This window comes from Burkholderia vietnamiensis LMG 10929 (assembly GCF_000959445.1).
Lineage (GTDB): Bacteria > Pseudomonadota > Gammaproteobacteria > Burkholderiales > Burkholderiaceae > Burkholderia > Burkholderia vietnamiensis.
This window is the reverse complement of the sequence record NZ_CP009631.1, coordinates 964,488-990,991: the sequence shown is the minus strand read 5'-3', so window position 1 is coordinate 990,991 and position 26,504 is coordinate 964,488. Positions and strand designations below refer to the sequence as shown.

The 26,504-nt window shown below is 68.7% G+C and carries 24 protein-coding genes; 7 read left to right on the top strand and 17 right to left on the bottom strand.

The window, feature by feature from the left end:
- Window positions 1–62 precede the first annotated feature (62 nt).
- The 6 genes from AK36_RS14515 (at window position 63) to AK36_RS14490 (ending at window position 7,482) form a co-directional block, all read left to right on the top strand.
- Window positions 63–1,217, top strand: a complete 1,155-nt coding sequence (locus AK36_RS14515; protein WP_014723792.1) for an ABC transporter ATP-binding protein — start codon at window positions 63–65, stop codon at window positions 1,215–1,217.
- 10 nt (window positions 1,218–1,227) lie between these two features.
- Window positions 1,228–2,214, top strand: a complete 987-nt coding sequence (locus AK36_RS14510) for an ABC transporter permease subunit (protein WP_041493993.1) — start codon at window positions 1,228–1,230, stop codon at window positions 2,212–2,214.
- Window positions 2,211–3,050: an ABC transporter permease subunit gene (locus AK36_RS14505; RefSeq protein WP_011886238.1), complete on the top strand. Its 840-nt coding sequence runs from the start codon at window positions 2,211–2,213 to the stop codon at window positions 3,048–3,050. The genes AK36_RS14510 and AK36_RS14505 overlap by 4 nt, the downstream gene beginning before the upstream one ends.
- A 98-nt stretch (window positions 3,051–3,148) precedes the next feature.
- Window positions 3,149–4,741, top strand: a complete 1,593-nt coding sequence (locus AK36_RS14500) for a DUF3138 family protein (protein WP_014723794.1) — start codon at window positions 3,149–3,151, stop codon at window positions 4,739–4,741.
- Window positions 4,742–4,853: 112 nt separating this feature from the next.
- Window positions 4,854–6,158 (top strand): NAD(P)/FAD-dependent oxidoreductase, encoded by a 1,305-nt coding sequence (locus tag AK36_RS14495; RefSeq protein WP_011886240.1) that lies wholly within the window; start codon window positions 4,854–4,856, stop codon window positions 6,156–6,158.
- Window positions 6,159–6,180: 22 nt separating this feature from the next.
- Window positions 6,181–7,482, top strand: coding sequence for an NAD(P)/FAD-dependent oxidoreductase (locus tag AK36_RS14490; protein WP_045578711.1), 1,302 nt, complete (start codon window positions 6,181–6,183; stop codon window positions 7,480–7,482).
- A 125-nt stretch (window positions 7,483–7,607) separates the two neighbouring features.
- Here AK36_RS14490 and AK36_RS14485 read toward each other — a convergent pair whose 3' ends face one another.
- The 9 genes from AK36_RS14485 to AK36_RS14445 all read right to left on the bottom strand — a co-directional run bounded on the left by AK36_RS14485 (window position 7,608) and on the right by AK36_RS14445 (window position 15,889).
- Window positions 7,608–8,282, bottom strand: a complete 675-nt coding sequence (locus AK36_RS14485; protein ID WP_011886242.1) for a DUF799 domain-containing protein — start codon at window positions 8,280–8,282, stop codon at window positions 7,608–7,610.
- A 10-nt stretch (window positions 8,283–8,292) separates the two neighbouring features.
- Window positions 8,293–8,748, bottom strand: a complete 456-nt coding sequence (locus tag AK36_RS14480) for a DUF4810 domain-containing protein (protein ID WP_041493910.1) — start codon at window positions 8,746–8,748, stop codon at window positions 8,293–8,295.
- A gap of 56 nt (window positions 8,749–8,804) precedes the next feature.
- Window positions 8,805–9,482: a CsgG/HfaB family protein gene (locus AK36_RS14475; protein ID WP_014723798.1), complete on the bottom strand. Its 678-nt coding sequence runs from the start codon at window positions 9,480–9,482 to the stop codon at window positions 8,805–8,807.
- A 626-nt stretch (window positions 9,483–10,108) separates the two neighbouring features.
- Window positions 10,109–11,464 (bottom strand): glutathione-disulfide reductase, encoded by a 1,356-nt coding sequence (gene gor, locus AK36_RS14470; RefSeq protein ID WP_045578710.1) that lies wholly within the window; start codon window positions 11,462–11,464, stop codon window positions 10,109–10,111.
- A 240-nt stretch (window positions 11,465–11,704) separates the two neighbouring features.
- Complete coding sequence (locus AK36_RS14465; protein WP_034192573.1) at window positions 11,705–11,929, bottom strand: hypothetical protein; 225 nt, start codon at window positions 11,927–11,929, stop codon at window positions 11,705–11,707.
- Window positions 11,930–12,259: 330 nt separating this feature from the next.
- Window positions 12,260–13,381: a porin gene (locus tag AK36_RS14460; protein ID WP_014723803.1), complete on the bottom strand. Its 1,122-nt coding sequence runs from the start codon at window positions 13,379–13,381 to the stop codon at window positions 12,260–12,262.
- Window positions 13,382–13,797: 416 nt separating this feature from the next.
- Window positions 13,798–14,670 (bottom strand): YoaK family protein, encoded by an 873-nt coding sequence (locus AK36_RS14455; protein WP_045578709.1) that lies wholly within the window; start codon window positions 14,668–14,670, stop codon window positions 13,798–13,800.
- 80 nt (window positions 14,671–14,750) lie between these two features.
- Window positions 14,751–15,278: a chromate transporter gene (locus AK36_RS14450; RefSeq protein ID WP_011886248.1), complete on the bottom strand. Its 528-nt coding sequence runs from the start codon at window positions 15,276–15,278 to the stop codon at window positions 14,751–14,753.
- On the bottom strand, window positions 15,275–15,889 hold the full coding sequence (locus AK36_RS14445) for a chromate transporter (RefSeq protein ID WP_014723805.1): 615 nt from the start codon (window positions 15,887–15,889) through the stop codon (window positions 15,275–15,277). Before AK36_RS14445 ends, AK36_RS14450 begins: the two co-directional genes overlap by 4 nt.
- A 96-nt stretch (window positions 15,890–15,985) precedes the next feature.
- On the opposite strand from AK36_RS14445, the gene AK36_RS14440 reads away from it, so the two are divergent.
- The gene (locus AK36_RS14440; RefSeq protein WP_045578708.1) at window positions 15,986–16,870 is read left to right on the top strand and encodes a transcriptional regulator GcvA; all 885 of its coding nucleotides are present in this window, start codon (window positions 15,986–15,988) and stop codon (window positions 16,868–16,870) included.
- 27 nt (window positions 16,871–16,897) lie between these two features.
- Here the strand turns inward: AK36_RS14440 and AK36_RS14435 are convergent, their stop codons facing one another.
- From AK36_RS14435 to flgG, 8 genes are all read right to left on the bottom strand, one after another.
- Window positions 16,898–18,205 carry a solute carrier family 23 protein gene (locus AK36_RS14435; protein WP_014723808.1) on the bottom strand — a complete coding sequence of 436 codons (1,308 nt, stop codon included), beginning with the start codon at window positions 18,203–18,205 and terminating at the stop codon, window positions 16,898–16,900.
- Window positions 18,206–18,465: 260 nt separating this feature from the next.
- Complete coding sequence (flgL, locus tag AK36_RS14430; RefSeq protein ID WP_011886252.1) at window positions 18,466–19,707, bottom strand: flagellar hook-associated protein FlgL; 1,242 nt, start codon at window positions 19,705–19,707, stop codon at window positions 18,466–18,468.
- Between the two features lie 22 nt (window positions 19,708–19,729).
- A complete protein-coding gene (gene flgK, locus AK36_RS14425) occupies window positions 19,730–21,697 on the bottom strand; it encodes a flagellar hook-associated protein FlgK (protein ID WP_045578707.1) in 1,968 nt (655 codons plus the stop codon).
- Between the two features lie 136 nt (window positions 21,698–21,833).
- Complete coding sequence (locus AK36_RS14420; RefSeq protein WP_014723810.1) at window positions 21,834–22,589, bottom strand: flagellar brake protein; 756 nt, start codon at window positions 22,587–22,589, stop codon at window positions 21,834–21,836.
- A 231-nt stretch (window positions 22,590–22,820) separates the two neighbouring features.
- Window positions 22,821–23,810: a flagellar assembly peptidoglycan hydrolase FlgJ gene (flgJ, locus tag AK36_RS14415; protein ID WP_014723811.1), complete on the bottom strand. Its 990-nt coding sequence runs from the start codon at window positions 23,808–23,810 to the stop codon at window positions 22,821–22,823.
- Window positions 23,810–24,982 carry a flagellar basal body P-ring protein FlgI gene (locus AK36_RS14410; protein WP_034192572.1) on the bottom strand — a complete coding sequence of 391 codons (1,173 nt, stop codon included), beginning with the start codon at window positions 24,980–24,982 and terminating at the stop codon, window positions 23,810–23,812. The genes flgJ and AK36_RS14410 overlap by 1 nt, the downstream gene beginning before the upstream one ends.
- Window positions 24,983–24,987: 5 nt before the next feature.
- A complete protein-coding gene (gene flgH, locus AK36_RS14405; protein ID WP_011886257.1) occupies window positions 24,988–25,677 on the bottom strand; it encodes a flagellar basal body L-ring protein FlgH in 690 nt (229 codons plus the stop codon).
- Between the two features lie 20 nt (window positions 25,678–25,697).
- Window positions 25,698–26,486 carry a flagellar basal-body rod protein FlgG gene (gene flgG, locus AK36_RS14400; RefSeq protein WP_011886258.1) on the bottom strand — a complete coding sequence of 263 codons (789 nt, stop codon included), beginning with the start codon at window positions 26,484–26,486 and terminating at the stop codon, window positions 25,698–25,700.
- Window positions 26,487–26,504 lie beyond the last annotated feature (18 nt).

Here is a 26,504-nt window from a genome sequence, read left to right as displayed (position 1 = left end):
GTTGCGCGCCTCGTGCGGGGACGCTCATGCCTGCAATCCGTGAAGAACGAATGGTGAATCCCATGCAATCGATACCCTCTTCCGCTGCTGCACGCCAGGCCCAGCCGGCCGCCGTGGCCCGTTCGAAGAACGACGCGTTCGTGCGCATCGAAAACGTCGTGAAGAAGTTCGGCGACAGCACGGCCGTCGACAACGTGAACCTGACCATCGCGAAGAACGAGCTGTTCGCGCTGCTCGGCAGCTCGGGCTGCGGCAAGTCGACGTTGCTGCGCATGCTGGCCGGCCTCGAGACGGCCACCTCCGGCAAGATCTTCGTCGACGGCGAAGACCTCGCGTCGCTGCCGCCGTACCGCCGGCCGGTGAACATGATGTTCCAGTCGTACGCGCTGTTTCCGCACATGTCGGTCGAGTCGAACGTCGCGTTCGGGCTCAAGCAGGAAGGCACGCCGAAGAACGAGATCAAGGAGCGCGTGGCCGACGCGCTCGCGCTCGTGCAGATGAGCAAGTACGCGAAGCGCAAGCCGCATCAGCTGTCGGGCGGCCAGCAGCAGCGCGTCGCGCTCGCGCGCTCGCTGGTCAAGCGGCCGAAGCTGCTGCTGCTCGACGAGCCGATGTCGGCGCTCGACAAGAAGATCCGCCAGAAGACCCAGCTCGAACTGGTGAACATCATCGAGAAGGTCGACGTGACCTGCGTGATGGTCACGCACGACCAGGAAGAAGCGATGACGATGGCGAGCCGGCTCGCGGTGATGAGCGAAGGCAAGATCGTGCAGATCGGCACGCCCGGCGAAGTCTACGAATACCCGAACAGCCGCTTCTCGGCCGAATTCATCGGCTCGACGAACCTGTTCGAGGGGCGCGTGGTCGAGGACGAACCCGATCACATCTTCGTCGAGAGCGACGACCTCGAGGCGCGCATGTACGTGAGCCACGGCGTGACCGGCCCGCTCGGGATGCCGGTCGGCATCTCGGTGCGCCCGGAGCGCGTGAACGTGTCGCGCGAGAAGCCCGGCTCGCATCACAACTGGGCGCGCGGCGTGGTGACCGACATCGCGTACATGGGCAGCTACTCGCTGTATCACGTGCGGCTGCCGAGCGGCAAGACGGTCGTGTCGAACCTGTCGAGCTCGAACCTGATGCGCGACGACGCGCCGTCGTGGAACGACGACGTGTTCGTGTCGTGGTCGCCGGCGAGCGGCGTCGTGCTGACGCAATGAGGACGCCATGATCAGAACCTCCGCTTCCACTCCGTCCGCGCCGGTTTCCGCCGGCGCGGCCAGCACCGGCGCCGGCCGCGCGCGCCGCAGCCGCTTCGCCGCGCTGTCGCGCCTGCTGCCGTCGGGCCGCAGCGTCGCGATCGGCGTGCCGTTCCTGTGGCTCACCGTGTTCTTCGCGCTGCCGTTCGTGCTGGTGTTCAAGATCAGCTTCGCCGACCAGGTGATGAGCATCCCGCCGTACACGTCGCTCGTCGAGATGAAGGACGGCGCCGTGCACTTCGTGCTGCAACTGTCGCACTACGCGTTCCTGCTGCAGGACGACCTGTACATCGCGACCTATCTCAGCTCGCTGAAGATGGCCGCGGTGTCGACGCTGCTGTGCCTGCTGATCGGCTATCCGATGGCCTACTACATCGCGCGCGCGGAGCCCGGCCGGCGCAACGTGCTGATGATGGCCGTGATGCTGCCGTTCTGGACGTCGTTCCTGATCCGCGTGTACGCATGGATCGGCATCCTGAAGGACGACGGCCTGCTGAACCACGCGCTGATCGCGCTCGGCATCATCCATACGCCGCTGCGCCTCTATCACAGCGACGCGGGCGTCTACATCGGGATGGTCTATTCGTATCTGCCGTTCATGGTGATGCCGCTGTACGCGCACCTCGTGAAGATGGACCTCACGCTGCTCGAGGCCGCGTACGACCTCGGCGCGAAGCCGTGGGTCGCGTTCACGCGCATCACGCTGCCGCTGTCGAAGAACGGGATCATCGCCGGCAGCCTGCTGGTGTTCATTCCGGCGGTCGGCGAATACGTGATTCCGGAACTGCTCGGCGGCGCCGACACGCTGATGATCGGCCGCGTGATGTGGGACGAGTTCTTCAACAACATGGACTGGCCGATGGCGTCCGCGGTGACGGTCGCGATGGTGCTGCTGTTGCTGGTGCCGATGGCGTTGTTCCAGTACTACCAGGTCAAGGAACTGGAGGAAGCGAAATGATCAAGCCAAGCAAACCGCTGTCGACCGGCGTTCTCGCGTTCGGCTTCCTGTTCCTGTACATCCCGATCATCAGCCTGGTCGTCTACTCGTTCAACGAGTCGAAGCTGGTGACCGTGTGGTCGGGCTTCTCGCTGAAGTGGTACGCGGCGCTGCTGGACGACGACGAGCTGCTGACTGCCGCGTGGCTGTCGCTGAAGATCGGGCTGCTGACGGCCACCGCATCGGTGGTGATCGGCACGTGGGCCGGCTTCGTGCTCGCGCGCTTCGGCCGCTTCAAGGGCTTCACGCTGTACACCGGGATGATCAACGCGCCGCTGGTGATTCCCGAGGTGATCCAGGGCATCTCGCTGCTGCTGCTGTTCGTCGCGCTCGAGCAGATGTTCGGCTGGCCGAAGGGCCGCGGGATGGTGACGATCTGGATCGGCCACGTGATGCTCTGCGTGTCCTACGTCGCGATCATCGTGCAGTCACGCGTGAAGGAGATGAACAAGTCGCTCGAAGAAGCGGCGCTCGATCTCGGCGCGACGCCGCTGAAGGTGTTCTTCGTGGTCACGTTGCCGCTGATCTCGCAGGCGCTGCTGTCCGGCTGGCTGCTGTCGTTCACGCTGTCGATCGACGATCTGGTGCTGTCGGCGTTCCTGTCCGGGCCGGGTTCGACCACGCTGCCGCTGGTGGTGTTCTCGCGCGTGCGGCTCGGGCTGAACCCGGAGATGAACGCGCTCGCGACGCTGTTCATCTCGGCCGTGACGATCGGCGTGATCGTCGTCAACCAGATGATGATCGCGCGCGAGCGACGCCGCGTGGCCGACATGAAGGCGGCGTTCGCGGCCGCGTGAGTTGCGTTTCCAGCTGTTCATAACATGACCGCGCGCCGCGCGATGCGGCGCGCAATACAGATCACACATTGACAGGTGCACGACAAGGAGAGTCCGCAATGAAGAAGAAACTGATCTGCCTGCTGGTGGCCGGCGCGTTGCCGGGCGTCGCGCTGGCCGGCTCCACATCCGCCGAGATCAAGGCGCTGCAGGCGCAGGTCGCCGCGCTGCAGAAGCAGATGAAGGCCATGCAGGCGCAGCTCGCCGCGCAGCCGGGCGGCGCCGCGGTCGCCCACGCCGGCGCGGCCGGGGCGGCCGGCTCCGGCGGCACGGCGCGGCCGGCCATCGTGGCGGCCGACCCGTCGTCGCCGGATTACGGCAAGGCGCAGGCCGCGCTGACCAACGACGAAGTCAGCGAAATGAAGCAGCAGATCGCGAACCAGCAGCTGAAGGTCGACTCGCTGACCGACGCGGCCACCACCGGGCCGCTCGCGGGCCTGTCGGTGACGGGCTACCTCGATCCGACCTACATCTACAACCGCGCGGCCGGCTCGTCGTCGTTCCTGTTCGCGAACCACGAGAACGCGTACAACTACTTCAACAGCACGTTCGGCGATCTGTACCTCGACATCAAGAAGACCTTCGGCGTCGGCCCGATGGCGCCGTCGGCGGAGATCACGCTGATGCCGAACCGCGGCAACGGCATCACGCTGCTGCAGAACTCGCGCGGCTCGATCACCGACAACCTGCTGAACACCGCGGTCATCAACGTGCCGATCAGCGCGACCACCACGCTGGTCGCCGGTCTGATCCCGAGCTTCGGCGGCTACGAGGTGCAGCAGTCGAACCAGATGCTCACGCTCACGCACAACCTGCTGTACGACTTCTCCGATCCGGGCAGCTACGTCGGCGCGGGCGCGAACTACACGAAGGGCAACTGGGCGTGGAAGTTCTTCGTCGGCAACGAGCAGTACCGCACCTACGGCTCGGTCACGCAGACGGGCACCAACGCGCTCGGCGATCCGATCACGACCAGCAACAAGGTGCCGACCTTCACCGCGCGCGCGGACTACACGTGGTCGAGCGCGCTCGATCTCGGCGGCTCGATCAACATCGGCCGGCAGACGCTCGCGAGCGCGATCGACTCGAACGGCGTCGTGCATTACGGGCCGGGCGGCAACGGCGGGAGCGGCTACGGCACGTTCTTCTTCGGCGAACTCGATGCGACCTACATGCTCGCGGACACGCAGTACAACGCCGAGCTCGACTACGGCCAGCAGCAGAATGCGGCGTACAACGGCGGGCTCGCACAGTGGTACGGGCTGTCGCTGCTCGCGCACCGCAAGTTCAACGCGCCGGTGGTCGGCCGCATGGGCGTGACGCTGCGCTACGACGCGCTCGTCAACAGCAAGAACGGCGGCGGCGGCGGCGGCATCGCGCTGAACGGCAACGGCATGGATCCGTACAACGGCTTCGGCGTGGACGCCGACTGTCTCGCGACGTCGAAGGCGAACGGCGGTCTGGGCTTCGACTGCAAGGGTGCGATCCGTCAGGACGTCGCGCTCGACCTGCTGTTCTATCCGACCCAGCAGATCACCGTGAAGGTCGAATACCGCCACGACTGGGCGAACAACAAGGTGTTCCTGCGCAACGACGGTTCGTACGGCAAGTCGAACGACCTGCTCGCGACGCAGTTCATCTATTCGTTCTGACGCAGGCCGCGCGGGACGCCGTGCCGCGAGCACGGCGTCCCGCGTCATTTCAACCGGCCGGATCGCGGTGCGTCGCGCACCGCCTCCGGCCATCTCCGAGGGAGCCGGTTCGATGCCGCAGTCTTTCACCCGCCGCGCCGATGCGCTCGCGCACGACTCGTATTACGAAGCCAGCGTCACGCGGCCGCCGACCAACGATCCGGTGCTCGACGGCGCGATCGACGTCGACGTCTGCGTGATCGGCGCGGGCTTCGCCGGGCTGTCGACGGCGCTCGAATGCCGCGCGCGCGGGCTGTCGGTCGCGGTGATCGACGCGCACCGCCCCGGCTGGGGCGCGTCGGGCCGCAACGGCGGCCAGGCGATCACGGGCTTCGCGAAGGACGGCGTGATCGAGCGGCAGCTCGGCGCGGCCGGCGCGCGGGCCGCGTGGTCGCTGTCGCTCGACGGCGTCGAGCTGATCGCCGAGCGCATCGCGCGCTACGCGATCGACTGCGACTTCACGCGCGGCTACCTGACGGTCGCGACCAAGCCGCGCCGCGTCGGCGATCTGCGTGCGTGGATGGACGCGGCGCGCACGCGCTGGGGCCACCCGTCGCTGTCATGGCTCGACACCGCCGGGATCCGCGCGCGCATCGCGTCGCCGCGCTATCTGGCCGGCGTCCACGATCCGCTGTCGGGCCATCTGCATCCGCTCAAGTATTGCCTGGGCCTCGCCGACGCCGCGCGGCGCGAAGGCGTCGCGCTGCATGCGCACACGCCGGCGCTCGACGTCGCGCGCGGCGCGCGGCCGGTCGTGCGCACGCCGTCGGGCGAGGTGCGCTGCGGCTTCGTCGTGTCGTGCTGCAACGCGGGGCCGGGCGGCATCCTGCCGGCCGCGACGGCCGCGCGCATCGCGCCGGTCGCGTCGTACATCATCGCGACCGAGCCGCTCGGGCGCGCGCGCGCCGACGCGCTGATCGCGCAGCGCGAAGCCGTGTGCGACAACAACGTCTTCCTCGACTACTTCCGGCTGTCGGCCGACCACCGGATGCTGTTCGGCGGCCGCGCGAGCTCGGCGGGCGCGCCGCCCGAGGTGCTCGCCGAAGCGATCCGCCAGCGCATGACCGGCGTGTTCCCGCAACTCGCCGACGCGCGCGTCGAGCATGCGTGGGGCGGCTTCGTCGACGTCACGCGCAACCGCGCGCCGGACTTCGGCGCGCTCGATCGCAACTTCTTCTACGTACAAGGCTTCAGCGGCCACGGCGTCGCGCTGACCGGCATCGCCGGACGCGCGGTGGCCGCCGCGATCGCGGGCGACACGCGCGCGTTCGACCTGTTCGCGCAGCTGCGCCACCGGCGCTTTCCGGGCGGCGACGCGTGGCGCCAGCCGGCGCTCGAACTCGGCATGCTGTATCACCGCGTGCGCGAGCTGTTCTGAGCCAATCGATCACATCCACATCATGCAGACATTCGCGAACCAGCCCCACGTCGTGTCGTACTACGCGGCGACCGTCAACGATACGACCCGCCATGCGCCGCTCGCCGGCGCGACCGACGCCGACGTGTGCGTGATCGGCGCGGGCCTCACCGGCCTGTCGGCCGCCCTGAACCTCGCGGAGCGCGGCCATTCGGTGACCGTGCTCGAGGCGTCGCGGGTCGGATGGGCGGCGAGCGGGCGCAACGGCGGGCAGCTGATCGGCGGCTTCGCGTGCGACATCGATACGTTCGGCAACTTCATGCCGGACAGCGACGTGAAGCGGATCTGGGAGATGGGGCTCGAAACGCTGTCGCTCGTGAAGGCGCGGATCGACAAGCATGCGATCGACTGCGCGCTGGTGCCCGGCTACCTGACCGCGGCGAACACCGAGCGCGACGCCGATGCGCTGAAGCGCTGGCGCGACGAGGCCGCCAGGCGCTTCGGCTACGAGCGCTTGCATTTCGTCGAAGCGGACGCGCTCGGCGACTTCGTGCAGTCGGCGCGCTATCGCGGCGGCCTGTACGACCCCGACAGCGGTCATCTGCATCCGCTCAACTACACGCTCGGGCTTGCGCGCGCGGCGACCGACGCCGGCGTGCGGATCCACGAGGACAGCTGCGTGACGCGCGTGCGCGACGTGGCGGGCGGCCATGTCGTCGAGACCGCTGGAGGCCACGTGCGCGCGCGCTTCGTGGTGCTCGCGTGCAACACCTACGTCGGCACGCTGGCGCCCGCGCTGGCGAAGAAGATCATGCCGGTCGGCACCTACGTGATCGCCACCGAGCCGCTCGGCGACGCGCGCGCCGCCGCACTGATGCCGGCGCGCGCGGCCGTCTGCGACAGCCGCTTCGTGCTCGACTACTTCCGGCCGGCGCCGGACACGCGGCTCGTCTGGGGCGGCAAGGTCAGCTATTCGACGCGGCCGCCGCGCAACCTCGCGGCCGCGATGCGCGCGGACATGTTGAAGACGTTCCCGCAACTCGCGGACGTGAAGATCGACTATGCGTGGGGCGGTTTCGTCGACATCACGATGAACCGCGCGCCGCATTTCGGGCGCGTGACGCCGACCACCTACTTCGCGCAGGGCTTCTCGGGGCACGGCGTGAACACGACCGCGCTCGCGGGCAAGCTGATCGCCGAAGCGATCGACGGCCAGGCGAGCCGCTTCGACCTGTTCGACAAGATCCGCCACCGCGACTTCCCCGGCGGCGCGATGCTGCGCACGCCGGCGCTGGTGCTCGCGATGAGCTGGTACAGGCTGCTGGACGCGTTCGGCGTGCACTGAGCGGCGCGTGCGGCACGCGCTCGCGCTGCAACGCAAAACGGCCGCGCATGCGCGGCCGTTTCATCGGCTATCGCGGCTTCCGCGCAACGGGCAAGCGGGGTTGCCGAGGTGCGGAAGCGCCCCGCTTAGTCGGTGCCGTACTTCGGCGAGTGCGGCCCGTACAGCAGCCCGTTCGGCGGGCCGGCGGACAGCAGGCGGTTGCTGGTCAGCGCGGCGACGTCGTGCGCCTCGTCGGTCAGCGAATGGGCGATCTGCTTGACCGCCGCCTGCACCAGCATCCCGACGAGACCGAACGCGTTGACGTTCACGTTGTTGCCGAGCTCCTTGCCGGTCGCGCGGCCGGCGCCCTGCCACAGCACGTCGCCGGTCCGCAGGTCGACGAGCTTCGCCGACGCCGCGACCACCGTCGTGCTGTCCAGCACCTGGTAGACCGAGCCGTATTTCGTGATCTTCGTGTACAGCGCGGCATCGGCGCCGAAGATCTCGCGCAGCTTCGCCGGCGACGTGCCCTGGATCTCCGCGGCGTTGGTGAGGCCGTTCTGCTTGAACGTCTCGTCCATCACCGCGACCGGCACCACGTAGTAGCCCGACTCGGCGAGCGGCAGCGTCATCTGCGACAGCACGCCGTAGGTCGCGCCGACGTCGGTCGTTTCGTTGATCGGCGGCAGCACGAGGATCGAGCGCGGATGGCTGTTCTTGAACGCCGTGTAGTCGGCGCGTTTGACGGGCTGCGCGCATGCGCTCAGCAGCGCGACGAGCGACAGCACGGACATCAGCTTGAATGAAAGTGTCTTGAACATGGCGGGCGCGTTACTGTTTGGCGGAAGTCGTATCGGCGTTCTTGCGGCCGGCGAGCGTCTGGCCGGCGGCCGACGGGGTCGGCGCGCTTGCAGCCGCGGTGGTCGCAGCGCCGCTCGGCGCGGCCTTCTTCTTCATCAGGAAATCCATGTACGACGCGGATTCCGGGAACAGCGCCTTCTCGGCCTCGAACTCCTGGCCCGCCTGCTGTTCGCTGCCCACGCTCGCGTAGAGCATCCCGAGATGCGCATGGAAGCCGGGCGGCGGCTTGTTGCCCTTCGCACGGATTTCCTGCAGCGCCTTTTCGAGCGCGTCGATCTGCTGTTGCGGCGACGATTGGCCCTTGAAGTATTCGTACACCTGCGGCTGATAGCCGTTCCACTGATAGAGCGGCGGCGTGGTCGGCGCGGCGCAGCCCGCGAGCAGCATGGCGGCTGCCGTCGCCGGCAGCCAGATTCCCCGTTTCATTGTTTGGTCTCTTGTGATTCGATGATTGATCCGGTGCGCCGTACGGCGCACCGCGCTTACTTCGTCGCCTTCAGCACGCCCGCGTCGACCTGGTCGACGAGGTGATTCACGGCTTCCTGGATCGCGAGGTCGAGCACCTTGCCGTTGAGCGTCGAGTCGTAGCCGGCGGTGCCGCCGAAGCCGATCACTTCGCGGTTCGACAGGCTGAATTCGCCGGCGCCCTGGCTCGAGGCGACCACTTCCGACGTCGTCGTGTCGACGATGTTCAGATTGACCTTCGCGTACGCGACCTGCGTCTTGCCGCTGCCGAGAATGCCGAACAGCTGGTGGTCGCCGACGTCCTTGCGGCCGAACTCGGTCACGTCGCCGGTCACGACGTAGTTCGCGCCCTTCACGGCCTGCGCCTTCTTCATGAAGCCGGCTTCCTGCTTGATCTCGTCGAGGTTCTCGCGATCGAGCACGTTGAAGCGGCGGCTCTGCTGCAGGCGCGTGACGAGAATCGTCTTGGCCTGGCCGCCGAGGCGGTCGATGCCGTCGGAGAAGATCCCGCGCATGTAGCTCGAGCGGTTGTCGAACTTGCCGATCGCGATCGCGACGGGCTTGCCCGCATACGGCTTCTGCGCGCTGCTCACGGCAGGCACGTCGAGCGTGCGCGACGATTCGGTCGCGCAGCCCGACAGCGCCGCGACGAGTGCCGCCGCGACGACAACGGTGCGTCGTGTCTGAATGTTCACTGCTGGTCTCCTTGCGAAAAAGATTGCCCGACACGGGCGCGCCGGCTCGCGAGCGAACCGGCGGAGGAAGCGATGGAAATGCCGTGGACGCGCAGCGGCGCGCGCCGCGTCATCGCGGCAATGGCGATAGCGACGGTGACGGCATGCGTTGGGAGCGCGCGCGCAACGGACGGGTTGCGGCGACAGGCGAGCGTGCGGCGCGCCGGTATGCGCCGCTCATGTGGTCGTGGATGTGGTCGTGTGCGTGATTGCGCTGTTGATCGCGCATGATTGGCCCCGTATATGCTTTTGGCCGATCATACCAAGCTCTTCGCCGACTCGGCATCGTCCCGGCACGAATTGACGAACTTTTGCGTTGCCTGCGTATCGTGGATGCGACGGGGCGATGGATGGGTCGGATGCGATGGATGGGTCGGATGCGATGGATGGGTCGGATGCGATGGATGGGTCGGATGCGACCGACTCGTCAGACTCGACCGACTCAACCGATGCGATGGACGCGTCCGATGCGACGGCGTCGAAGGCTCGAACTCCGCGAGCTATGCGGACTGCGCCAACGCCCCGGACTTCATAGCCCCGCTAGACCCCACACGCCGATGGCGCGACATCGCGCCACTCCATCGCCCCTAGTCGGCAACCTTCTGGCGCATCGTCACGAATTCCTCTGCGGCGGTCGGATGGATGCCGATCGTGTCGTCGAATTGCGCCTTCGTCGCGCCGGCGCGAATCGCGATCGCGATGCCCTGGATGATCTCGCCGGCGTCGCGGCCGACCATGTGCGCGCCGACGACGCGCTGACTGTCGCGCGCGACCACCAGCTTCATCAGCGTGCGCTCGTCGCGCCCCGACAGCGTGTGGCGCAGCGACCGGAACGACGTCCGGTAGATGTCGAGCTCGCCGTACACGCCGCGCGCATGCGCTTCGGTGAACCCGACCGTCGCGACTTCCGGCTGGCTGAACACCGCGGACGGCACCCATTCGTGGTCGGTCGCGACGCGCGCGCCACCGAACAACGTGCGCGCGAGCAGGCTGCCGTCGCGCGTCGCGACCGGCGTCAACTGCGGCCGCGACGTGACGTCGCCGAGCGCGTGGATCGACGGCACCGACGTCGCCGAATACGCATCGACCGCGATCGCGCCGCGCGCGTCGAGCAGCACGCCCGCGCGCTCGAGGCCGAGCCCGTCGACGTTCGGCACGCGGCCGGTCGCGTAGAGCACCGCATCGTACCGCCCGTGCGTCGCGTCGCCGACCTGCACGGAGAGCGTGCCGTCGTCGGCCCGCGCGATCGACTCGACCACCGCGTGCGCATGAATCGCGACGCCCTGCTTCGTCATCTCGTCGGTGAGGAACTGCCGCACGTCGTCGTCGAAGCCGCGCAGGATCCGCTCGCCGCGATAGAACAGGTCGACGCGGCTGCCGAAGCCGTTGAAGATGCCGGCAAACTCGACCGCGATGTAGCCGCCGCCGACCACCGCGATGCGTCCGGGCAGCGCCGGCAGCGACAGCGCCTCGCGCGACGTGATCGCATGCTCGATGCCGGGCCGCGGCGGCAGCGACGGGCGCGAGCCGGTGGCGATCGCGATGTGGCGCGCGCGGAACGTGCGCTCGCCGACGGCGACCGTATGCGCGTCGACGAGCGTCGCGCGGCCGGCGTGCATGTCGACGCCCGATTGCCGCAACAGGTTGATGTAGATGTCGCTGAGGCGGTTGATCTCGCGATCCTTCGCGGCGATCAGCGCGGGCCAGTCGTGGGTGCCGGCGTCGAAGCGCCAGCCGAAGCCCTGCGCGTCTTCCAGCTCGTGCGGATAGTGCGAGGCGTAGACGAGCAGCTTCTTCGGGATGCAGCCGCGCAGCACGCAGGTGCCGCCGATCTGCTCCTGTTCCGCTATGGCGACGCGCGCGCCGTAAGACGCCGACATCCGGGCGAGCCTCACGCCGCCGGAGCCGGCCCCGATGACGAACAGGTCGTAGTCGAAATCCATCGCAAGCCTCATCGCAGTTCGGATGACGGCACGATAACAAGATTCCGGCGTTCGTGCGGGAAGCGCCGACGCAGGGCGCGCGCCACGAAAAAAAACGGCGAGAGACCTTGCCTCTCGCCGCTCAACCCGGTTGCCGGGTGTGCCATGCGTCACCGATCGAGCGCATGCCCGGCCAGCCGGCCGCGCGGCGCCGGTCCGCCCGCACGCGCGAACGGCGCGCCCGCGGACCGGCCGCCATGCTCAGGCCTGCGACGTGTCGCTGCCGTCCGTCGCCTGCGTGTCGTCTGCTTGCTGCGGCTGCTCGTCCTTCTTCTCGAGCATGCCTTCGATCGCCTCCGCGCCCTTGAAGCCGGCGATCGCCGCGGCTGCCTTGGTCAGCAGGCCCGCATCGGGATCGACCTTCTCCGCAGCCTCGACGGCCGCAACGGCACCAGCGATTTCACCCACGGTATTCAGGATACCCATCGTCATCCCCTTCGAAGAAAATCGTGAGCGCATCGTCCCACGAAAAAAACCGGCGGACCGCGTTTGTCATCGCCGGATACACAAGTTACCCATCAGGCCGGCCGCGCGCGAACCCGCGCGCCGGAACGACGCCCGCGCGCACCGCGGACCATGCGCGCAGCGTAGCGCAAACGCGTCGCGCGCACTGTCAAAGTATGTTCTGGATTGCCGACGGAACGCTTACGGGCAGCACGAGCGCCCGCGGCGGCGCGGGCGGGCGAAAAAAGAGGCTCCACAGGAGCCTCCCGGATGCGCGCCGCGCGTGGCGCGGCGCAGCTGCGACGGTTCTCGTCAGAAGATATTGCGCAGGCCGATCGCGATGCCGGTCTGGTTGCTGCGGCCCGGCAGCTCGACGTTCGCGGCGCCGTTCGTCTTGTTGAAGTCGACGGTGCCGTAGACTTCCGTGCGCTTGCTGAGCGCGTATTCGGCGATGCCGACGATCGCGTAGCGGTTGCCGCTCGCGAGCGTGCCGTTGGCGGTCATCGCGTTGCGCATGTGGTCGTAGTAGAAAGCGCCGGTCAGCGTCAGCGGCGTGCTGACCTGCCAGCTCACGCCGGCGAACGGACCGTCGTCGATCCGGCCCGTGCCCTTCGCGACCGGAATCGACTGCTGCGCGAGCAGGCTGTCGACGAAACCGGTGTCGTCCTTCGAGCGCAGGTAGCCCGCGTAGACCTTCGCCTTGCTGAACGCGTAGACGACGTTCGCGTGGTAGATGGTCTGCTTGCGTGCGGAGTTGTCGCTGTTCTGCTGCGCGCCGGCAGCGATGCTCAGCGGCCCCATCACGTAGGACAGCGATACGCCCCATGCATTGCCCTTGCCGAGCGAGCCGGGGATCTGGCCGGAGAAGCCGCCCGCGCCGGTCGACTCGTAGTTCGTGCCGGTCGAGTACATCGCCTTCGCGGTCAGGCCCGAGAACGTGCCCGTGTACTTGATCTGGTTGTCCGCATACAGGCCGCCGCCCAGCGCCACCGGCAGCCACGCGTTCTCGAGGTAGTTGCCGACCGTGAGCGGATCGTAGGTGTCCGCGAGCAGGTCGAACAGCGGGGTCTTCTGGCGGCCGAGGGTCACCGTGCCGTACGGGCTCTGCAGGCCGACGTACGCGGCGCGATTGAACAGGCGGCCGCTGTCGGCGAATGCGCCGTTCTGCAGGTTCACGCCGCTTTCGAGGTTGAACACGGCCTTCAGGCCGCCGCCGAGGTCTTCCGAGCCGTAGATGCCGAAGCGGCTGTTGGTGATCGCGCCGTTGGTCATCGACAGCAGGCCGTCGTTCTTCGCATTGGCGTTGGTGAGGTAGCGGATGCTGGCGTCGGCGACGCCCCACAGCGTGACCGAGCTTTGTGCTTCGGCGAACTGACTGGCGACGGCGAGTGCCGCGCCCCCTGCGATGGCTGCGAGCCGGGTGGTCTGCTTCATGAGCTTTCCTATTTGTAGGTGTCTCCGTTCATGGCCGGCCGCGTGTGCAGCCGGGTGGCAATCGCGGGCGCTCATGGCGCCCGCGATGTCGGCAGAATCATAAGACCAGTACGCGGAACGAAAGAAATTGAAACGTCCGCGCACGCGCGATTGTCGTCAGCGAACAACGGTCGATTGGGCGGGCGGGGATTGCGCCGGCGGGAGGCCGGGCGCAGCGCGGCGAGGACCGTGCGGGGTTGGAGGCGATGAAGCTGCGTCGCGGCGCGCCGTCGTGCACGTGCAGGAGTGCTTCGGTTGCCGGCATCGGAGGCGGCGCGCCAGGGCTCGGGCGATCGGGTGCGGCGGCTGATCAGTGGCGCGATGAGTGCGCTGCAGCAACGTACCGAGATGGCGGCTCGCTGGGACGCCCCTGGGTGTCACGCCCGCCGCGATGCTACGTACTCCGGTGCGGCGGCGTTGGTGCCGTTGGTGCCGTTGGTGCCGTTGGTGCCGTTGGTGCCGTTGGTGCCGTTGGTGGCGTTGGTGGCGTTGCTGCCGTTGCTGCCGTTACCGCTATCGCTACCATTGCCGCCATCGCTGCCGTTGCCTCCATCACCGCCCGCGCCGCCTGCCGGATCCCCCGCCCGCTGCCGCGCCCGCCGCACGATCTCCGCGAACGCGCCGACGAGCGGCAACACCGCGCCCCACAGCGCGACATCGGGCGCGAGCCGCGTGACGAGTCCACCGCACACGGCGCCGCCGAGAAAGCAGAAGCTGATCGTCGCGAGCAGCGCCGAATCGTGCAGCGCGCCGGCGTCGTAGCGCGGTATCAGCCCGACGAACAGCTTCTGCGCGGCGCGGCGCAGATTGCCGGTCGTCATCACCGACGTGTACGACAGCGCCTCGAGATGCGTGAACGACAGCGTCTGCAGCGTCGCGACGAACGTGATGCCGGGGATCAGCCACGCGCTCGACGCGCCCACCAGCCCGCTCGCGGCCAGGCCGAGAAACGCGATCTCGACGATCAGGCTCGCGAACGCGGTGTGGCGCATCCAGCCGCGCTGGGCGGCGAGGCCCAGCAGGTGCGCGACGAGCACCGCGACCACGAAGCCGCCGAGCGGCGGCACGTGACGCAGCGCGGCCGCCCATTCGCCGGCCGACAGGTTGATGCCGAGCAGCGCGACGTTGCCGGTCATCGTGTTCGCGAACACGTGGCCGTGGCCGACGTACGTGTACGCGTCGAGATAGCCGCCCGAGAGCGTGAGCAGCGCGGCGACGGTGAGGTTGCGGCTGGCGCCGTCGAGATTCATCGATCCTCCGTGTGGTGTGCCGCCCGGCCGCCGCGGACGGCGGGCGATTCATCGGCGTCGGCGCGGCGGCCGGCCGCCCTTCACTGGCCGATGCCGGTGAGCCCGATCAACGCGCCCGCCGCGAGCAGCCACAGCGGATGAATGCGCGTGCGCCACGCGAGCACCGCGCATGCGGCGGTGATGCCCCACTGGATCGCGCTGCGGTTCGACGCCTGCGAGATAAGCATCGCGCTGGCCGCGACGAGCCCGGCCGTGACGGGCATCAGCCCCTGCTGCACGTAGCGGCGCCACGGCCGGTCGCGAAAGCGCTCCCACGCGTGCAGCGCCAGCACGGTCACGATCGACGACGGCCCGAACTTCGCGATCGACGCGACCAGCAGCCCGGCCCAGCCGGCCACGTGCCAGCCGACCAGCGACACGATCATCATGTTCGGCCCCGGCGCCGCCTGCGCGAGCGCGAACAGCGCGGTGAACTCGTGCGCGCTCATCCAGTGATGCACGTCGACGACCTGCCGCTGCATCTCCGGCAGGATCGTGTTGCCGCCGCCGAACGCGAGCAGCGACAGCTGGCTGAAGATCGTCGCGATCGCAATCAACGTGTCGTTCATCGGCCGCCTCCGTCGCGTGCCTCGGCGCGCGGCTGCGCCGGCGTGTCGCGACGCCGCGACGCGAGCCAGATGCTGACGGGCGTCAGCACCAGCATCGTCGGGAGCAGCGGCACGCGCAGCACCGCGATCGCGACGAACGCGAGCGCCGCGATGCCGGCGGCCGTGCGCGGCGCCTGCCGCAGCGGCCGTGCGACCTTCACCGCCATCGCGACGAGCAGCCCCGCGGCTGCGGCCGCGAGCCCGCCGAACAGATGCTGCACGTGCGGGTCGGCCTGCGTCTTCGCATACAGCACGCCGAGCGCGACCACGACGAGCGTCGGCCCCGCGATCAACCCGAGAATGCCGGCGAACGCGCCCGCGACGCCGCGAAAGCGCATGCCGACGGCGACCGACAGGTTGATCACGTTGCCGCCCGGCAGGAACTGGCACAGGCCGAGCAGATCGGTGAATTCGTCGGCGGACAGCCACTTGCGCTCGTCGACGATGGTGCGCCGCGCAAACGGTAGCGCGCCGCCGAACGACATCAGCCCGAGCGACAGAAAACCGGTGAACAGCTCGGCGAGACCGATCGGGCGCGGCGCGGCGGCGGGCGGTGGGGAAACGGATTGCATGGGGATCCTCATCAAGCGGTGCCACGAGGTTACCGCCGTCGCGGAGGACGGCAAAACGATTTTATCGGCGCGTCCTTGTGATCTAGAATCACAAGCATGCCACGCGACCTACCGCCCTTTTCCGCGCTTCGTGCCTTTGAAGCAGCGGCCCGACACGAGAGCTTCAGCGCCGCCGGCGACGAGCTGCATGTGACCCACGGTGCCATCAGCCGGCAAATCGCCGGGTTCGAGGCGTGGCTCGGCAAGCCGGTGTTCCAGCGCTACGGCAAGCGCGTGAAGCTCACCGACGACGGGCGCCGCTATCTCGACACCGTGCGCGCCGCGTTCGACAGCATCGCGCTCGCCACCGAGCAGCTGCGCAACGCCGGCGCGACGCGCGTGCTGCGCATCAACGCGCTGCCGACCTTCGCGATGAAGTGGCTGCTGCCGCGCCTATCGCGGTTCCAGCGCGACGTGCCGAACGTCGAGCTGAAGCTGTCTACGTCGAACGCGGCGCTCGACACGCTCGACGGCTTCGACGTCGCGATCCGCCGCGAGCCCGGCCCCGGGCCGAACTGGCGCAGCGGCCATTTCCTCGACGAAAGCGTGATTCCGGTCTGCAGCCCCGCGCTGCTCAAGCGCGCGCCGATCGCCCGCGCGGAAGATCTCGCGCGGCACGTGCTGCTGCATTCGGATACGCGGCCGGAAGGCTGGCGCGACTGGTTCGCCGCGGCCGGCTTGACGATGAAGGGGCGCAAGCGGCAGTCGTTCGACCACTTCTATCTCGCGCTGCAGGCGGCCGTCGACGGGCTCGGCGTTGCGCTCGGCCCGCTGCCGCTGATCGACGACGAGCTCGCGAGCGGCCGCCTCGTGATGCCGCTCGACGGGCCGCGCATCGCGACGCGCAGCTACTGGTGGATCGCGCCGGGCGCGTCCGCCGACGATCCGCTCGTCGCGCAGTTCTGCGCGTGGCTGCAGGGGCAGTCGAACACCGGCGCATGAGCGGGCGCCGGCGGCCCCGCTACCCGCTCACACCACCGGGCCCGGCTCCTTCTCCTTGCGCAGGATCGCGTACAGGATGATCGCGCCGAACGTCGCGGTGCCGATGCCGCCGAGCGCGAAGCCGCCGAACTTCAGCGAGAAGTCGCCGGCGCCGAGCACCAGCGTGACGGCCGCGACGATCAGGTTGCGGTTGTCGGAGAAGTCGACCTTGTTGACGACCCAGATCCGCGCGCCCGTCACCGCGATCAGCCCGAACACGACGATCGACACGCCGCCGAGCACCGGGCCCGGAATCGTCTGGATCACCGCGCCGAACTTCGGCGAGAAGCCGAGCCCGATCGCGATCAGCGCGGCGAGCGCGAACACGAGCGTCGAATAGATCCGCGTGACGGCCATCACGCCGATGTTCTCCGCGTAGGTGGTCACGCCCGTGCCGCCGACGCTGCCCGACACGATCGTCGCGAGCCCGTCGCCGATGAACGCGCGGCCGACGTAGCGGTCGAGGTTGGTGCCCGTCATCGCGCTGACCGCCTTGATGTGGCCGAGGTTCTCGGCGACCAGGATCACCGCGATCGGCGCGAGCATCAGCATCGCGTGCGGATCGAACACCGGCGCGCGAAAGCGCGGCACGCCGAACCACGCGGCATGCGCGACGATCGAGAAGTCGATCGGCTTGCCGAGGCCCATGCCGTTGGTCGCGACCGCATAGATCGCGTACGCGATCACGAGCCCGACCAGGATCAGCAGCCGCTGCACCATCCCGCGCGCGAACACCGCGACGCCGCCGACGCACAGCACGGTCACGAGCGCCATCACCGAGTCGAAGGTCGAAGCCGACACGCCCCTGACCGCGATCGGCGCGAGGTTCAGCCCGATCACCGCGACCACCGCGCCGGTGACGACCGGCGGCATCAGCGTCTCGATCCAGCGCGTGCCGATCGCCTGCACCAGCGCGCCGAGCGCGACGTACACGACGCCGCACGCGACGATCCCGCCGAGCGCCACCGGAATGTTCGGGTTCGGCCCGCTGCCGCCGTAGCCGGTCACCGCGATCACCAGGCCGATGAACGCGAAGCTCGAGCCGAGGTAGCTCGGCACGCGGCCGCCGACCAGCACGAAGAACAGCAGCGTGCCGATGCCCGACATGAAGATGCACAGGTTCGGATCGAAGCCCATCAGCAGCGGCGCGAGCACGGTCGAGCCGAACATCGCGACGACGTGCTGCACGCCCATCGCGACCATCTGCGGCCACGCGAGGCGCTCGTCGGGCCCGACCACGCGCGACGCCGCGCCGGCCGGTTGCACCCGCCAGCGCGGGAAGTAGGAATCGGACATGGGGAAAGGGCTCCTGTCGGTCGCCGGCGGCGGACGGTGCGCCGGCCTGGAATCTGGCGCGAGTTTACGGAGCGGAAATGGGGCTGGCAAGCGCGCCGCCGCACGCGCGGCAATGGCGCGCCGGGAGCGGGCTTGCGGTATGACGGGGGAACGAGTCGGCCGGGCGGCCGTGGGTCACCGCGCCGGTCGCCGCGCGGGCGACCGGCACGCGCACCGCGCGACGTGAGCGAAGGCTCACATCGCGCGATGCTGCGCGCCGATCAAGGATTGACGTACTGGAACAGCGACAGGTTCTGCAGCTGCACGTAGGCCTTCTGCGCGCCGGTCAGCGCGTTCTGCACCTGCAGATACTGGCTGATCGTCGTCACCATGTTGGTGCCGGTCAGGTCCGTCAGGTTGCTGGTGGTCTGCAGCGACGCCGTCTGCGTGACCGCCTGCATCGCCTTGACTTCCTGCTCGCGGCCGCCGACCGACGCCTGGATCGTCGTCACGTTGCGCATCGTGTTGCCGACCTTGATCGAGCCGGTCATCATCGCGTTCGACAGCGCGGCGGCCGCGACGGGATTGCCCGTCACCGGCGTCTTCAGCGCGGCGATCATCGAGTCGAGCGTCGAGAAGATGTCCGCGCCGCCGGTTGCCTGCGGGCCGGGCGTGACCGAGAACGAGTCCCCGGCCGACGGCGTGCCGGACACCGAGACGGTCATCCCGCCGCCGAGCGCGATCGACGCGCCGGCCGTGTACGCCTGCGCGGGCGTCGTGGTCGGCGGCTTGGCCGACGAATCGGTGACCGTGTAGGTCGGCGCGGCCGGCGTGCCGCCGAACGTGATCGCGAAATGATGGCCGTTGGTCGCGGCCGACGGGCTCGTGACGGTCACCGCGGTAATCCGGCCGGTACCCGTGTTGGCGGCGTCCGCCGCCGGCACCGGGACGCTGCCGAGCGACTGCACCGACATGAACACGGCCGCGCCGGTGTCGCCTTGCGCGACGCTGCTCGAATCGCCGATCTGCACCTGGCGCGTGCCCGAATCGCCGACATACGACACGGTGCCGTTCGGGCTGCTCGTAAACGGCGCCGACGAATTGTTGACCCCGGCGAACAGATAGGTGCCCGCGCCGTCGTTCGTGTTCGCGAGCGTCATCAGCTGGTCGCGATAGCCCTGCAGCTGGGTCGCGAGCGCCGCGCGGTCGCTGTCGGCGAGCGAACCGTCGCCGGCGCGCACGGTCAGCGTCTGCACGCCGGTCAGCACGGTGCTCACGCTTTGCAGCGTCTGGTCCTCGGCCTGCAGCGACGCGAGCGCCGTGCTCTGGTTGGCCGTGTACTGCGACAGCGTCGCCGACGTCATCGACAGCTGCACGGCCTGCGCCGCGCCGACCGGGTTGTCGGCCGGCGTCTGCAGGCTCACGCCGCTTGCGATCTGCTGGTACAGCTGCGAGAGCTGCGCCTGCTGATCGTTCATCTGTGAGACGTTCAGCTGGAAAAACTGGGCGCTGGAAATCCGCATCGCTTCTATCCCTCGAATCCGGTCAGTTGAACAGGCCGAGAACGGTCTGGAACAGCGTCTGCGCGGTCTGGATCACCTTCGCGTTCGCCTGGTATAGCTGCTGGTACTGCATCAGGTTCGCCGCTTCCTCGTTCTGGTTCACGCCCGACACCGACTGCTGCGCGCTGGTGATCTGGCCGACCAGCGACGTCTGCGCGGCGCTCGACGACTTCAGCTGGCTCGCCGTGTTGCCGATCGCGTTCACGTAGTTCGCGTACGCGCCGGTGAGCGTGGTCGTGCCGCCGCCGAGCGACTTGGCCGTCACCAGCTGCGACAGCGCGAGCGCGTTGTCGCCGTCGCTCGTGCCGCCCGCGTACGGCCCGATCGAGAACGAGTCGCCGTCGGACGGCGCGCCCGACAACGTGACGGTCACGCCGTTCAGCGTGCCGGACATCGTCATCTTCGCGCCCTGGCTCGCGTTGTACGGCACGCTGTCGGTCGGGTTGGCGATCGTCACCGAGGTGGGCGGCGTGCCCGCGATCGTGACCGTGGTGCCGACCGGGAAGCCCGACAGCGAGTTCGTCGCCGCGTCGTAGGTGAGCTTGGTGGCCGGAATCTGATAGCCGGAGCTCACGCCGTTCGAGACGATCTTCCCCGTCCCGATGTTGGTCGTCGACGCGGAGGCGACGACCGGCGACGCCGCCGCGATCGCCGCGCCGCTCGTCGTCGCGAGCCCGAAGCCGGTCAGCGCGCCGCGCGTCGGCAGCACGGTGAACTGGTCGCCGGCGTTCATCGCGCCGGACGAGAACGACAGCTGCAGCCCGCCCAGCGACGCCGGCATCGACGTCGACTGGCCGATCACCGAGCCGCTCGCGCGGTCGGCCAGCGTGTAGTTGGTGCCGTCGAACGACAGCGTGTAGTCGCCCGTCGTCGGCTGCGCGGGGTTCGTGAACGACACGGACAGCGCCGCGTTGCCGGTATTGCCCTGATTCGCGAAGACGGTCGCCGGCGCGACGGCGAACAGGCTGCCGCCCGGATTGCCTGACAGGTCGACGCCGAGCGCGTTCTGCGCATTGACCTGCGCGGCGAAGCTGGTCGCGAGCGCGCCGAGCTGCGCCTGCGCCGGATCGAGCGTCTGACGGCGGAACGCGAGCAGGCCGCCGAGCGTGCCGCCCGACAGCGACGCATCGGGCAGCGACTGGTCCGGCGTTTTCGGATTCGCGCCGGCGATGCCCTGCGACACCACGGTCAGCTCGCTCGGATCGGACGACGACGCGACGGCCGCGAGCTGGTAGCTCTTGTCGGCGACGACGAGCGGCTGGCCGCCCGCGAGGAACACGCTGTAGCCGCTGTCGTTGCGCACGACCTGCACGCCGGCGAGCGACGACAGGTTCGACACCGCGAGGTCGCGCTGGTCCAGCAGCTGGTTCGGCGGCTGCCCCTGGCTGCTCGCGGCGCCGATCTGCTGGTTCAGCTGCGCGATCTGCGCGGTGTAGGTGTTGATCTGCGAGACGGTGCTGGTGAGCTGCGTGTTCACGCTCTGACGCAGCGCGTCGTACTGCTGGCCGGTGGCCTTCAGCTGGTCGGCGAGGATCTGTGCGTTGCTGATCGCGGTCTGCCGCACCGACGGGTCCGACGCGTTGTTCGCGACGTTCTGCAGCCCGGTGAAATAGTTCGTGATCGCGGTCGAGATGCCGGCCGTCGGGCTGCCGACGTAGTTGTTCAGCTGCGCGACGAGCGAATACCACGTCGATTGCGCGCCGCCTTGCGACTGCGCGGCGTTCAGCTGGTCGCTCAGGTACTGGCTGTACTGCCGCTGCACGGTGACGGTGTTCACGCCCTGCGGCAGATAACCGCTCGCGGTGTACTGGCCGCTCTCTTCGGCATAGACGGGACGCTCGACCGAATAGCCGGGCGTCGCGGCGTTGCTGATGTTCTGACCGGTCGTCGTGAGGCCCCAGAGCGCGGCATTGAGGCCGCTGACGCCGAGGTTCATGAATGTGTTGGACATGCGCGATCCTGATGAGCCGGCCGCGCTGCGGCCGCCGGGTTGCGTGACTCCCGGTATAACGGCCGCGGATCGAAAAAATTGAGGGAAAAATGCGCACGCGGCGCGCGCGTGCGCGCGGCGGCCGCGAGGCGGTGCGTCAGGCCCGCGCGAGCGAGCGGCGCTTCATCTCGAGCTGCGTGATCAGGCGCTGCAGCGTGTTCTCCGCGCTGCCCGGCAGCGACATGAAGCGAAACCCGAGCTGATAGCGGCGCGAGCCGTTCGGCAGCTGCGTCGAGCGCTGCGACACGAGGCGCAGGTCGAGCGACAGCTTGCCGTGACCGTTCAGTTCGAGCTCGACCTCCGGCAGCAGCGTGCCGACTTCGAGCGTCTCGACTCGCTCGTCGATCGTGCGCAGCCCGACGCCGCCGAGCGACAGGTTCTGCACCTCGAACACGAAGCCCTCGCCGTCCGGCAGCTTGCCGCGACACTGGAACGGATCGACGACCGGCGCATCGACGCGGAAGTACTCGCGCCGCTGGATGCACATCAGCACTTCGGGGAATTCGGCGACGAACGCGGGCAGCCCCTCGTAGCGCGTCTCGCGCGGCGTGCCGGTGGTGAACTCGACGCGCACGCCGTCCGGCGCGGCGGCGAAGGTGCAATGCGACGCGGCGAGGATGCCGGCGTTCTGCTCGGCCAGCGCGCCCCAGTCGAACGTGAAGGTGCGCGCGCCGACGTCGACGTCGAGCAGGCGCGTGACGAGCTGCCCGCCGGGATACTGGACGGTCAGGAAGTCGCCCCGGTTCACGAGGTTGCGCAACTGCACGCCGATCTCGAGCGGATTGCGGCGGGCGTAGTCGGGTCCGGAATGGCCCGCATCCAGGCTCGGGTCGGTCGACGTTTCGATATTCATGGCTAGCCGGTTTCTTGTCATGGACGCCCCGGCAACCGGGACGCAATAAAACCGGGCCTGAACATGGGCCCGGTTGCTGGTCTCTCACACTTAGCGGCAGTGCTGACCGAAAGTTTAGATCGAATCGCGGATTATTTTCCGCGCAAACGATAAAACCGCGCGCGGCGGACGCCGGGCGCGGTCGGGAACACGGCAGGAAATCACGCCGCGCGGCCGTGGCGGCGCGGCGCGTCAGCCGATCTGCTGCATGATCGAGATCAGCTTCTTCGCGTAGTGCGGGTCGGTCGCGTAACCGGCCTTCTGCATGCCGTGCGCGAAGCCCTCGACGCTGCGGCTCGCGCTCAGCACGCCCGCGTAGCGCGGGTTGTTCTTCAGCAGGCTCGCATAGTCGGTCATCGCGTGCTCGTACGAGTCGTACGCGCGGAACTTCGCGACCACGCGGCGCGGCGTGCCGTTCACGTACTCGGTCGTGAGCGCCGCCACCGTGCGGCCCGTCCAGCCCTTGTTCGCCTTGATGCCGAACACGTTGTAGCTGGTCGAGCCGTCGCTCGCGCGGATCTCGCGCTTGCCCCAGCCCGATTCGAGCGCAGCCTGGCCGACGATGAAGCGCGCCGGAATGCCGGTCGCCGCGCTCGCCGCCTGCGCGGGGGCGGCGAGCCGGTCGACGAACGCGTCCGCGTCCTGCACGCCGCTCGAGCCTTTCAGCGGCGGCGTCAGCGCGCTGCCGGCCGAGTAGCCGCGCGTGCCGGCGAGCGCGCCGTTGTTCGCCGCATTCGCGTAGGCCCGCGCCATCGCGTTCATCGCGGCGAGGCTGCCTTCGTTGCCCGACGTGCCGGCGCCGGCCGCGCCCAGGCCCGTCGCACCGAGGCCGGCCGCGCCGGCATCGCCCGCCGGATCGGCGCCCTGGCCCGCGTTGCGCAGCAGCTGCTTCATCAGCGCATCGGCGACGCCGATGCCGCGCTTCGACATCTGCTGCGCGAGCTGCTGGTCGAGCATCGACGTGTACATCTTCGACGTGTGCGAGTCGAGCAGCCCGCCGTCGGGCGTCGCGTCGCGCATGCTCTTGAGCATCATTTCCGTGAACATCGCGTCGAACTGGCCCGCGACCGCCTTCGCGCCGGCCTGCGGCGACGCCTTCGCCTGCGCGCGCAGCGCGTCGAAACCCTGCACGTCGAGCGCGAAGCGCTGCGTCAGGTCGTTTGCGTTCGGAAGATTCGCCATCAGATGATCTCCAGATCGGCGCGCAGCGCACCCGCCGCCTTCATCGCCTGCAGGATCGACATCAGGTCGGCCGGCGTCGCGCCGAGCGTGTTCAGTGCCTTCACGACGTCGGCGAGGTTCGCGCCGGCCGTCACCATCTTCAGCGAGCCGTTGTCCTGCTTCAGCTGGATCTGCGACTGCTGCGCGACCACCGTCTGCCCGTTCGAGAACGGCCCCGGCTGCGACACCACCGGCTGCGTGTTGACGACCACCGACAGGTTGCCGTGCGCGACCGCGCAGCTTTGCAGCGTGACCATCTGGTTCATCACGATCGAGCCGGTGCGCGCGTTGAGGATCACCTTCGCGGCCGCCTTGTCCGGGCTCACGTCGAGGTTCTGCAGGCGCGCCATGAACGCGACCTGCTGCGACGGGTCGGCCGGCGCCGCGAGCTGGATCGTGCGGCCGTCGAGCGCCGTCGCGGTGCCCGGGCCGAAGCTCGAATTCACCGCGGACACGATCCGCTGCGCGGTGCCGTAGTCCATGTCGTTCAGTTGCAGCTGCAGCACGCCGTTCATCTGCGCGACCGCGTTCGGCACCGAGCGCTCGACGATCGCGCCGCCGGCGATGCGGCCGGCCGCGAGCTGGTTCACCTGCACGCGGCTGCCGTTCGCGCTCGCGCCCGCGCCGCCGACCGCCATGTTGCCCTGCGCCAGCGCGTACACCTGCCCGTCCGCGCCCTTCAGCGGCGTGAGCAGCAGCGTGCCGCCGCGCAGGCTCTTCGCGTTGCCGAGCGACGACACCGTCACGTCGAGCGCCTCGCCCGGCCGCGCGAACGGCGGCAGCGTGGCGGTCACCATCACGGCCGCGACGTTCTTCAGCTGCATGTTGTTCAGCGACGACGAGCCGCCGTTCGCCGAGCCGTTGTTGATCGAGATGCCGAGGTTCGCGAGCATGTTCGCGAGCGTCTGCGTCGTGAACGGCGTCTGCATCGTCTGGTCGCCGGTGCCGTCGAGGCCGACCACGAGGCCGTAGCCGATCAGCGGGTTGTCGCGCACGCCCTGGATCTGCGCGAGATCCTTGAGGCGCTCCGCATGGGCGCCGGCGGCGCCGAACGCGCACGCGATCAGCATGAATGCGCCGGCCAGCGCGCGCGCTGCGCGCCGCGACAGGCGGTGGAAAAGAGGCTGCTGCATCGGGATCACCACGGTGCCAGATTGAGGAAGAAGCGCTGCAGCCAGCCCATCGTCTCGGCTTCGTTGATGTAGCCCTTCGCCGAGTATTCGATCCGCGCGTCGGCCACCTGCGTCGAGTAGACCGAGTTCGCGCCCGAGATCGTGTTCGGGTTGACGACCCCCGAGAAGCGCACGAACTCGTTGCCCTGATTGATCAGCATCTGCTTCTCGCCGCTCACGACGAGGTTGCCGTTCGGCAGCACGTTGGTCACCGTCACGGTGATCGTGCCGTTGAACGTGTTCGCGGCGCTCGCGCCGCCGGTCGCCGCGAACTTGTTCGCGCCGGTCGCCGACAGGTTCGCCTTCGCGAACAGCCCGCCGAGGAACGCGGCCGTCGGCACGTTGAAGTCGGTGTTGCCCTGCCGGTTGGTGTTCGCCCCCGACGACTTGGTCGCGTTGATGTTCTCCGCGATCACGATCGTCAGGATGTCGCCGACGTTGCGCGGCCGCTGATCCTCGAACAGCGGCCGGCCCGCGAAGCCCGGATTGAAGATCGAGCCGGGCGCCTGCATCGCGATCGGCATCGGCGGTTGCGCCGTCATCGGCTGCTGGATGATCGGATCGCGCGGAATCTGCGCGCAACCGGCGAGCGCGGCCACCGCGACCGCGCACGCGGCGCGGACGGTGGCTGACGGGAGGAGGCGGACCTGCTTCATGGCGACGGCGGGACTTCCGGTTAGGTCTTCATCTGCGTGACGGTCTGCAGCATCTGGTCGGACGTCGTCACGGCCTTGCTGTTGATCTCGTACGCGCGCTGCGTCTGAATCATGTTGACGAGCTCCTGCACGACGTTCACGTTCGACGCCTCGACGTAGCCCTGGTTGAGCACGCCCGCGCCGTTCAGGCCCGGCTGCGACACGTTCGGCGCGCCCGACGAGGTGGTCTCGGCGAACAGGTTCTCGCCCTTCGCCTCGAGGCCGGCCGGGTTGATGAAGGTCGCGATCTGCAGCGAGCCGATCTGCACCGCGTTGTTCGAGCCCGGCTGCGTGACCGACACGACGCCGTCCTTGCCGATCGTCAGCGACTGCGCGTTCTGCGGCACGGTGATCGCCGGCAGGATCTGATAGCCGCTCGACGTGACGAGCTGGCCCTGCGCGTTGGTCTGGAACGAACCGTCGCGCGTGTAGGCGTTGGTGCCGTCCGGCATCAGCACCTGGAAGAAGCCCGCGCCGTTGATCGCGACGTCCTTCGAGTTGCCGGTCTGCGTGAGGCCGCCCTGCGTGTACAGGCGCTCGGTCGCGACCTGCTGCACGCCGGTGCCGAGCTGCAGGCCCGACGGCAGCTCGGTCTGCTGCGTCGAGTTCGCGCCCGGCTGGCGGATCGTCTGGTACAGCAGATCCTCGAACACCGCGCGCGACGCCTTGAAGCCGTTGGTGCTGGTGTTCGCGAGGTTGTTCGAGATCACGTCCATCTGCGCCTGCTGCGCGTTCATGCCGGTGGCGGCAATGTAGAGCGATCGGTTCATGTTGAATCTTCTCCTGGT

Bases quoted from the DNA above. Each gene is read 5' to 3' on its own strand.
- AK36_RS14515 (WP_014723792.1), top strand. From the start codon at position 63: ATGCAATCGATACCCTCTTCCGCTGCTGCACGCCAGGCCCAGCCGGCC.
- AK36_RS14505 (WP_011886238.1), top strand. From the start codon at position 2,211: ATGATCAAGCCAAGCAAACCGCTGTCGACCGGCGTTCTCGCGTTCGGC.
- AK36_RS14500 (WP_014723794.1), top strand. From the start codon at position 3,149: ATGAAGAAGAAACTGATCTGCCTGCTGGTGGCCGGCGCGTTGCCGGGC.
- AK36_RS14495 (WP_011886240.1), top strand. From the start codon at position 4,854: ATGCCGCAGTCTTTCACCCGCCGCGCCGATGCGCTCGCGCACGACTCG.
- AK36_RS14490 (WP_045578711.1), top strand. From the start codon at position 6,181: ATGCAGACATTCGCGAACCAGCCCCACGTCGTGTCGTACTACGCGGCG.
- AK36_RS14485 (WP_011886242.1), bottom strand. From the start codon at position 8,282: ATGTTCAAGACACTTTCATTCAAGCTGATGTCCGTGCTGTCGCTCGTC.
- AK36_RS14480 (WP_041493910.1), bottom strand. From the start codon at position 8,748: ATGAAACGGGGAATCTGGCTGCCGGCGACGGCAGCCGCCATGCTGCTC.
- gor (WP_045578710.1), bottom strand. From the start codon at position 11,464: ATGGATTTCGACTACGACCTGTTCGTCATCGGGGCCGGCTCCGGCGGC.
- AK36_RS14465 (WP_034192573.1), bottom strand. From the start codon at position 11,929: ATGGGTATCCTGAATACCGTGGGTGAAATCGCTGGTGCCGTTGCGGCC.
- AK36_RS14460 (WP_014723803.1), bottom strand. From the start codon at position 13,381: ATGAAGCAGACCACCCGGCTCGCAGCCATCGCAGGGGGCGCGGCACTC.
- AK36_RS14455 (WP_045578709.1), bottom strand. From the start codon at position 14,670: ATGAATCTCGACGGCGCCAGCCGCAACCTCACCGTCGCCGCGCTGCTC.
- AK36_RS14450 (WP_011886248.1), bottom strand. From the start codon at position 15,278: ATGAACGACACGTTGATTGCGATCGCGACGATCTTCAGCCAGCTGTCG.
- AK36_RS14445 (WP_014723805.1), bottom strand. From the start codon at position 15,889: ATGCAATCCGTTTCCCCACCGCCCGCCGCCGCGCCGCGCCCGATCGGT.
- AK36_RS14440 (WP_045578708.1), top strand. From the start codon at position 15,986: ATGCCACGCGACCTACCGCCCTTTTCCGCGCTTCGTGCCTTTGAAGCA.
- AK36_RS14435 (WP_014723808.1), bottom strand. From the start codon at position 18,205: ATGTCCGATTCCTACTTCCCGCGCTGGCGGGTGCAACCGGCCGGCGCG.
- flgL (WP_011886252.1), bottom strand. From the start codon at position 19,707: ATGCGGATTTCCAGCGCCCAGTTTTTCCAGCTGAACGTCTCACAGATG.
- flgK (WP_045578707.1), bottom strand. From the start codon at position 21,697: ATGTCCAACACATTCATGAACCTCGGCGTCAGCGGCCTCAATGCCGCG.
- AK36_RS14420 (WP_014723810.1), bottom strand. From the start codon at position 22,589: ATGAATATCGAAACGTCGACCGACCCGAGCCTGGATGCGGGCCATTCC.
- flgJ (WP_014723811.1), bottom strand. From the start codon at position 23,810: ATGGCGAATCTTCCGAACGCAAACGACCTGACGCAGCGCTTCGCGCTC.
- AK36_RS14410 (WP_034192572.1), bottom strand. From the start codon at position 24,982: ATGCAGCAGCCTCTTTTCCACCGCCTGTCGCGGCGCGCAGCGCGCGCG.
- flgH (WP_011886257.1), bottom strand. From the start codon at position 25,677: ATGAAGCAGGTCCGCCTCCTCCCGTCAGCCACCGTCCGCGCCGCGTGC.
- flgG (WP_011886258.1), bottom strand. From the start codon at position 26,486: ATGAACCGATCGCTCTACATTGCCGCCACCGGCATGAACGCGCAGCAG.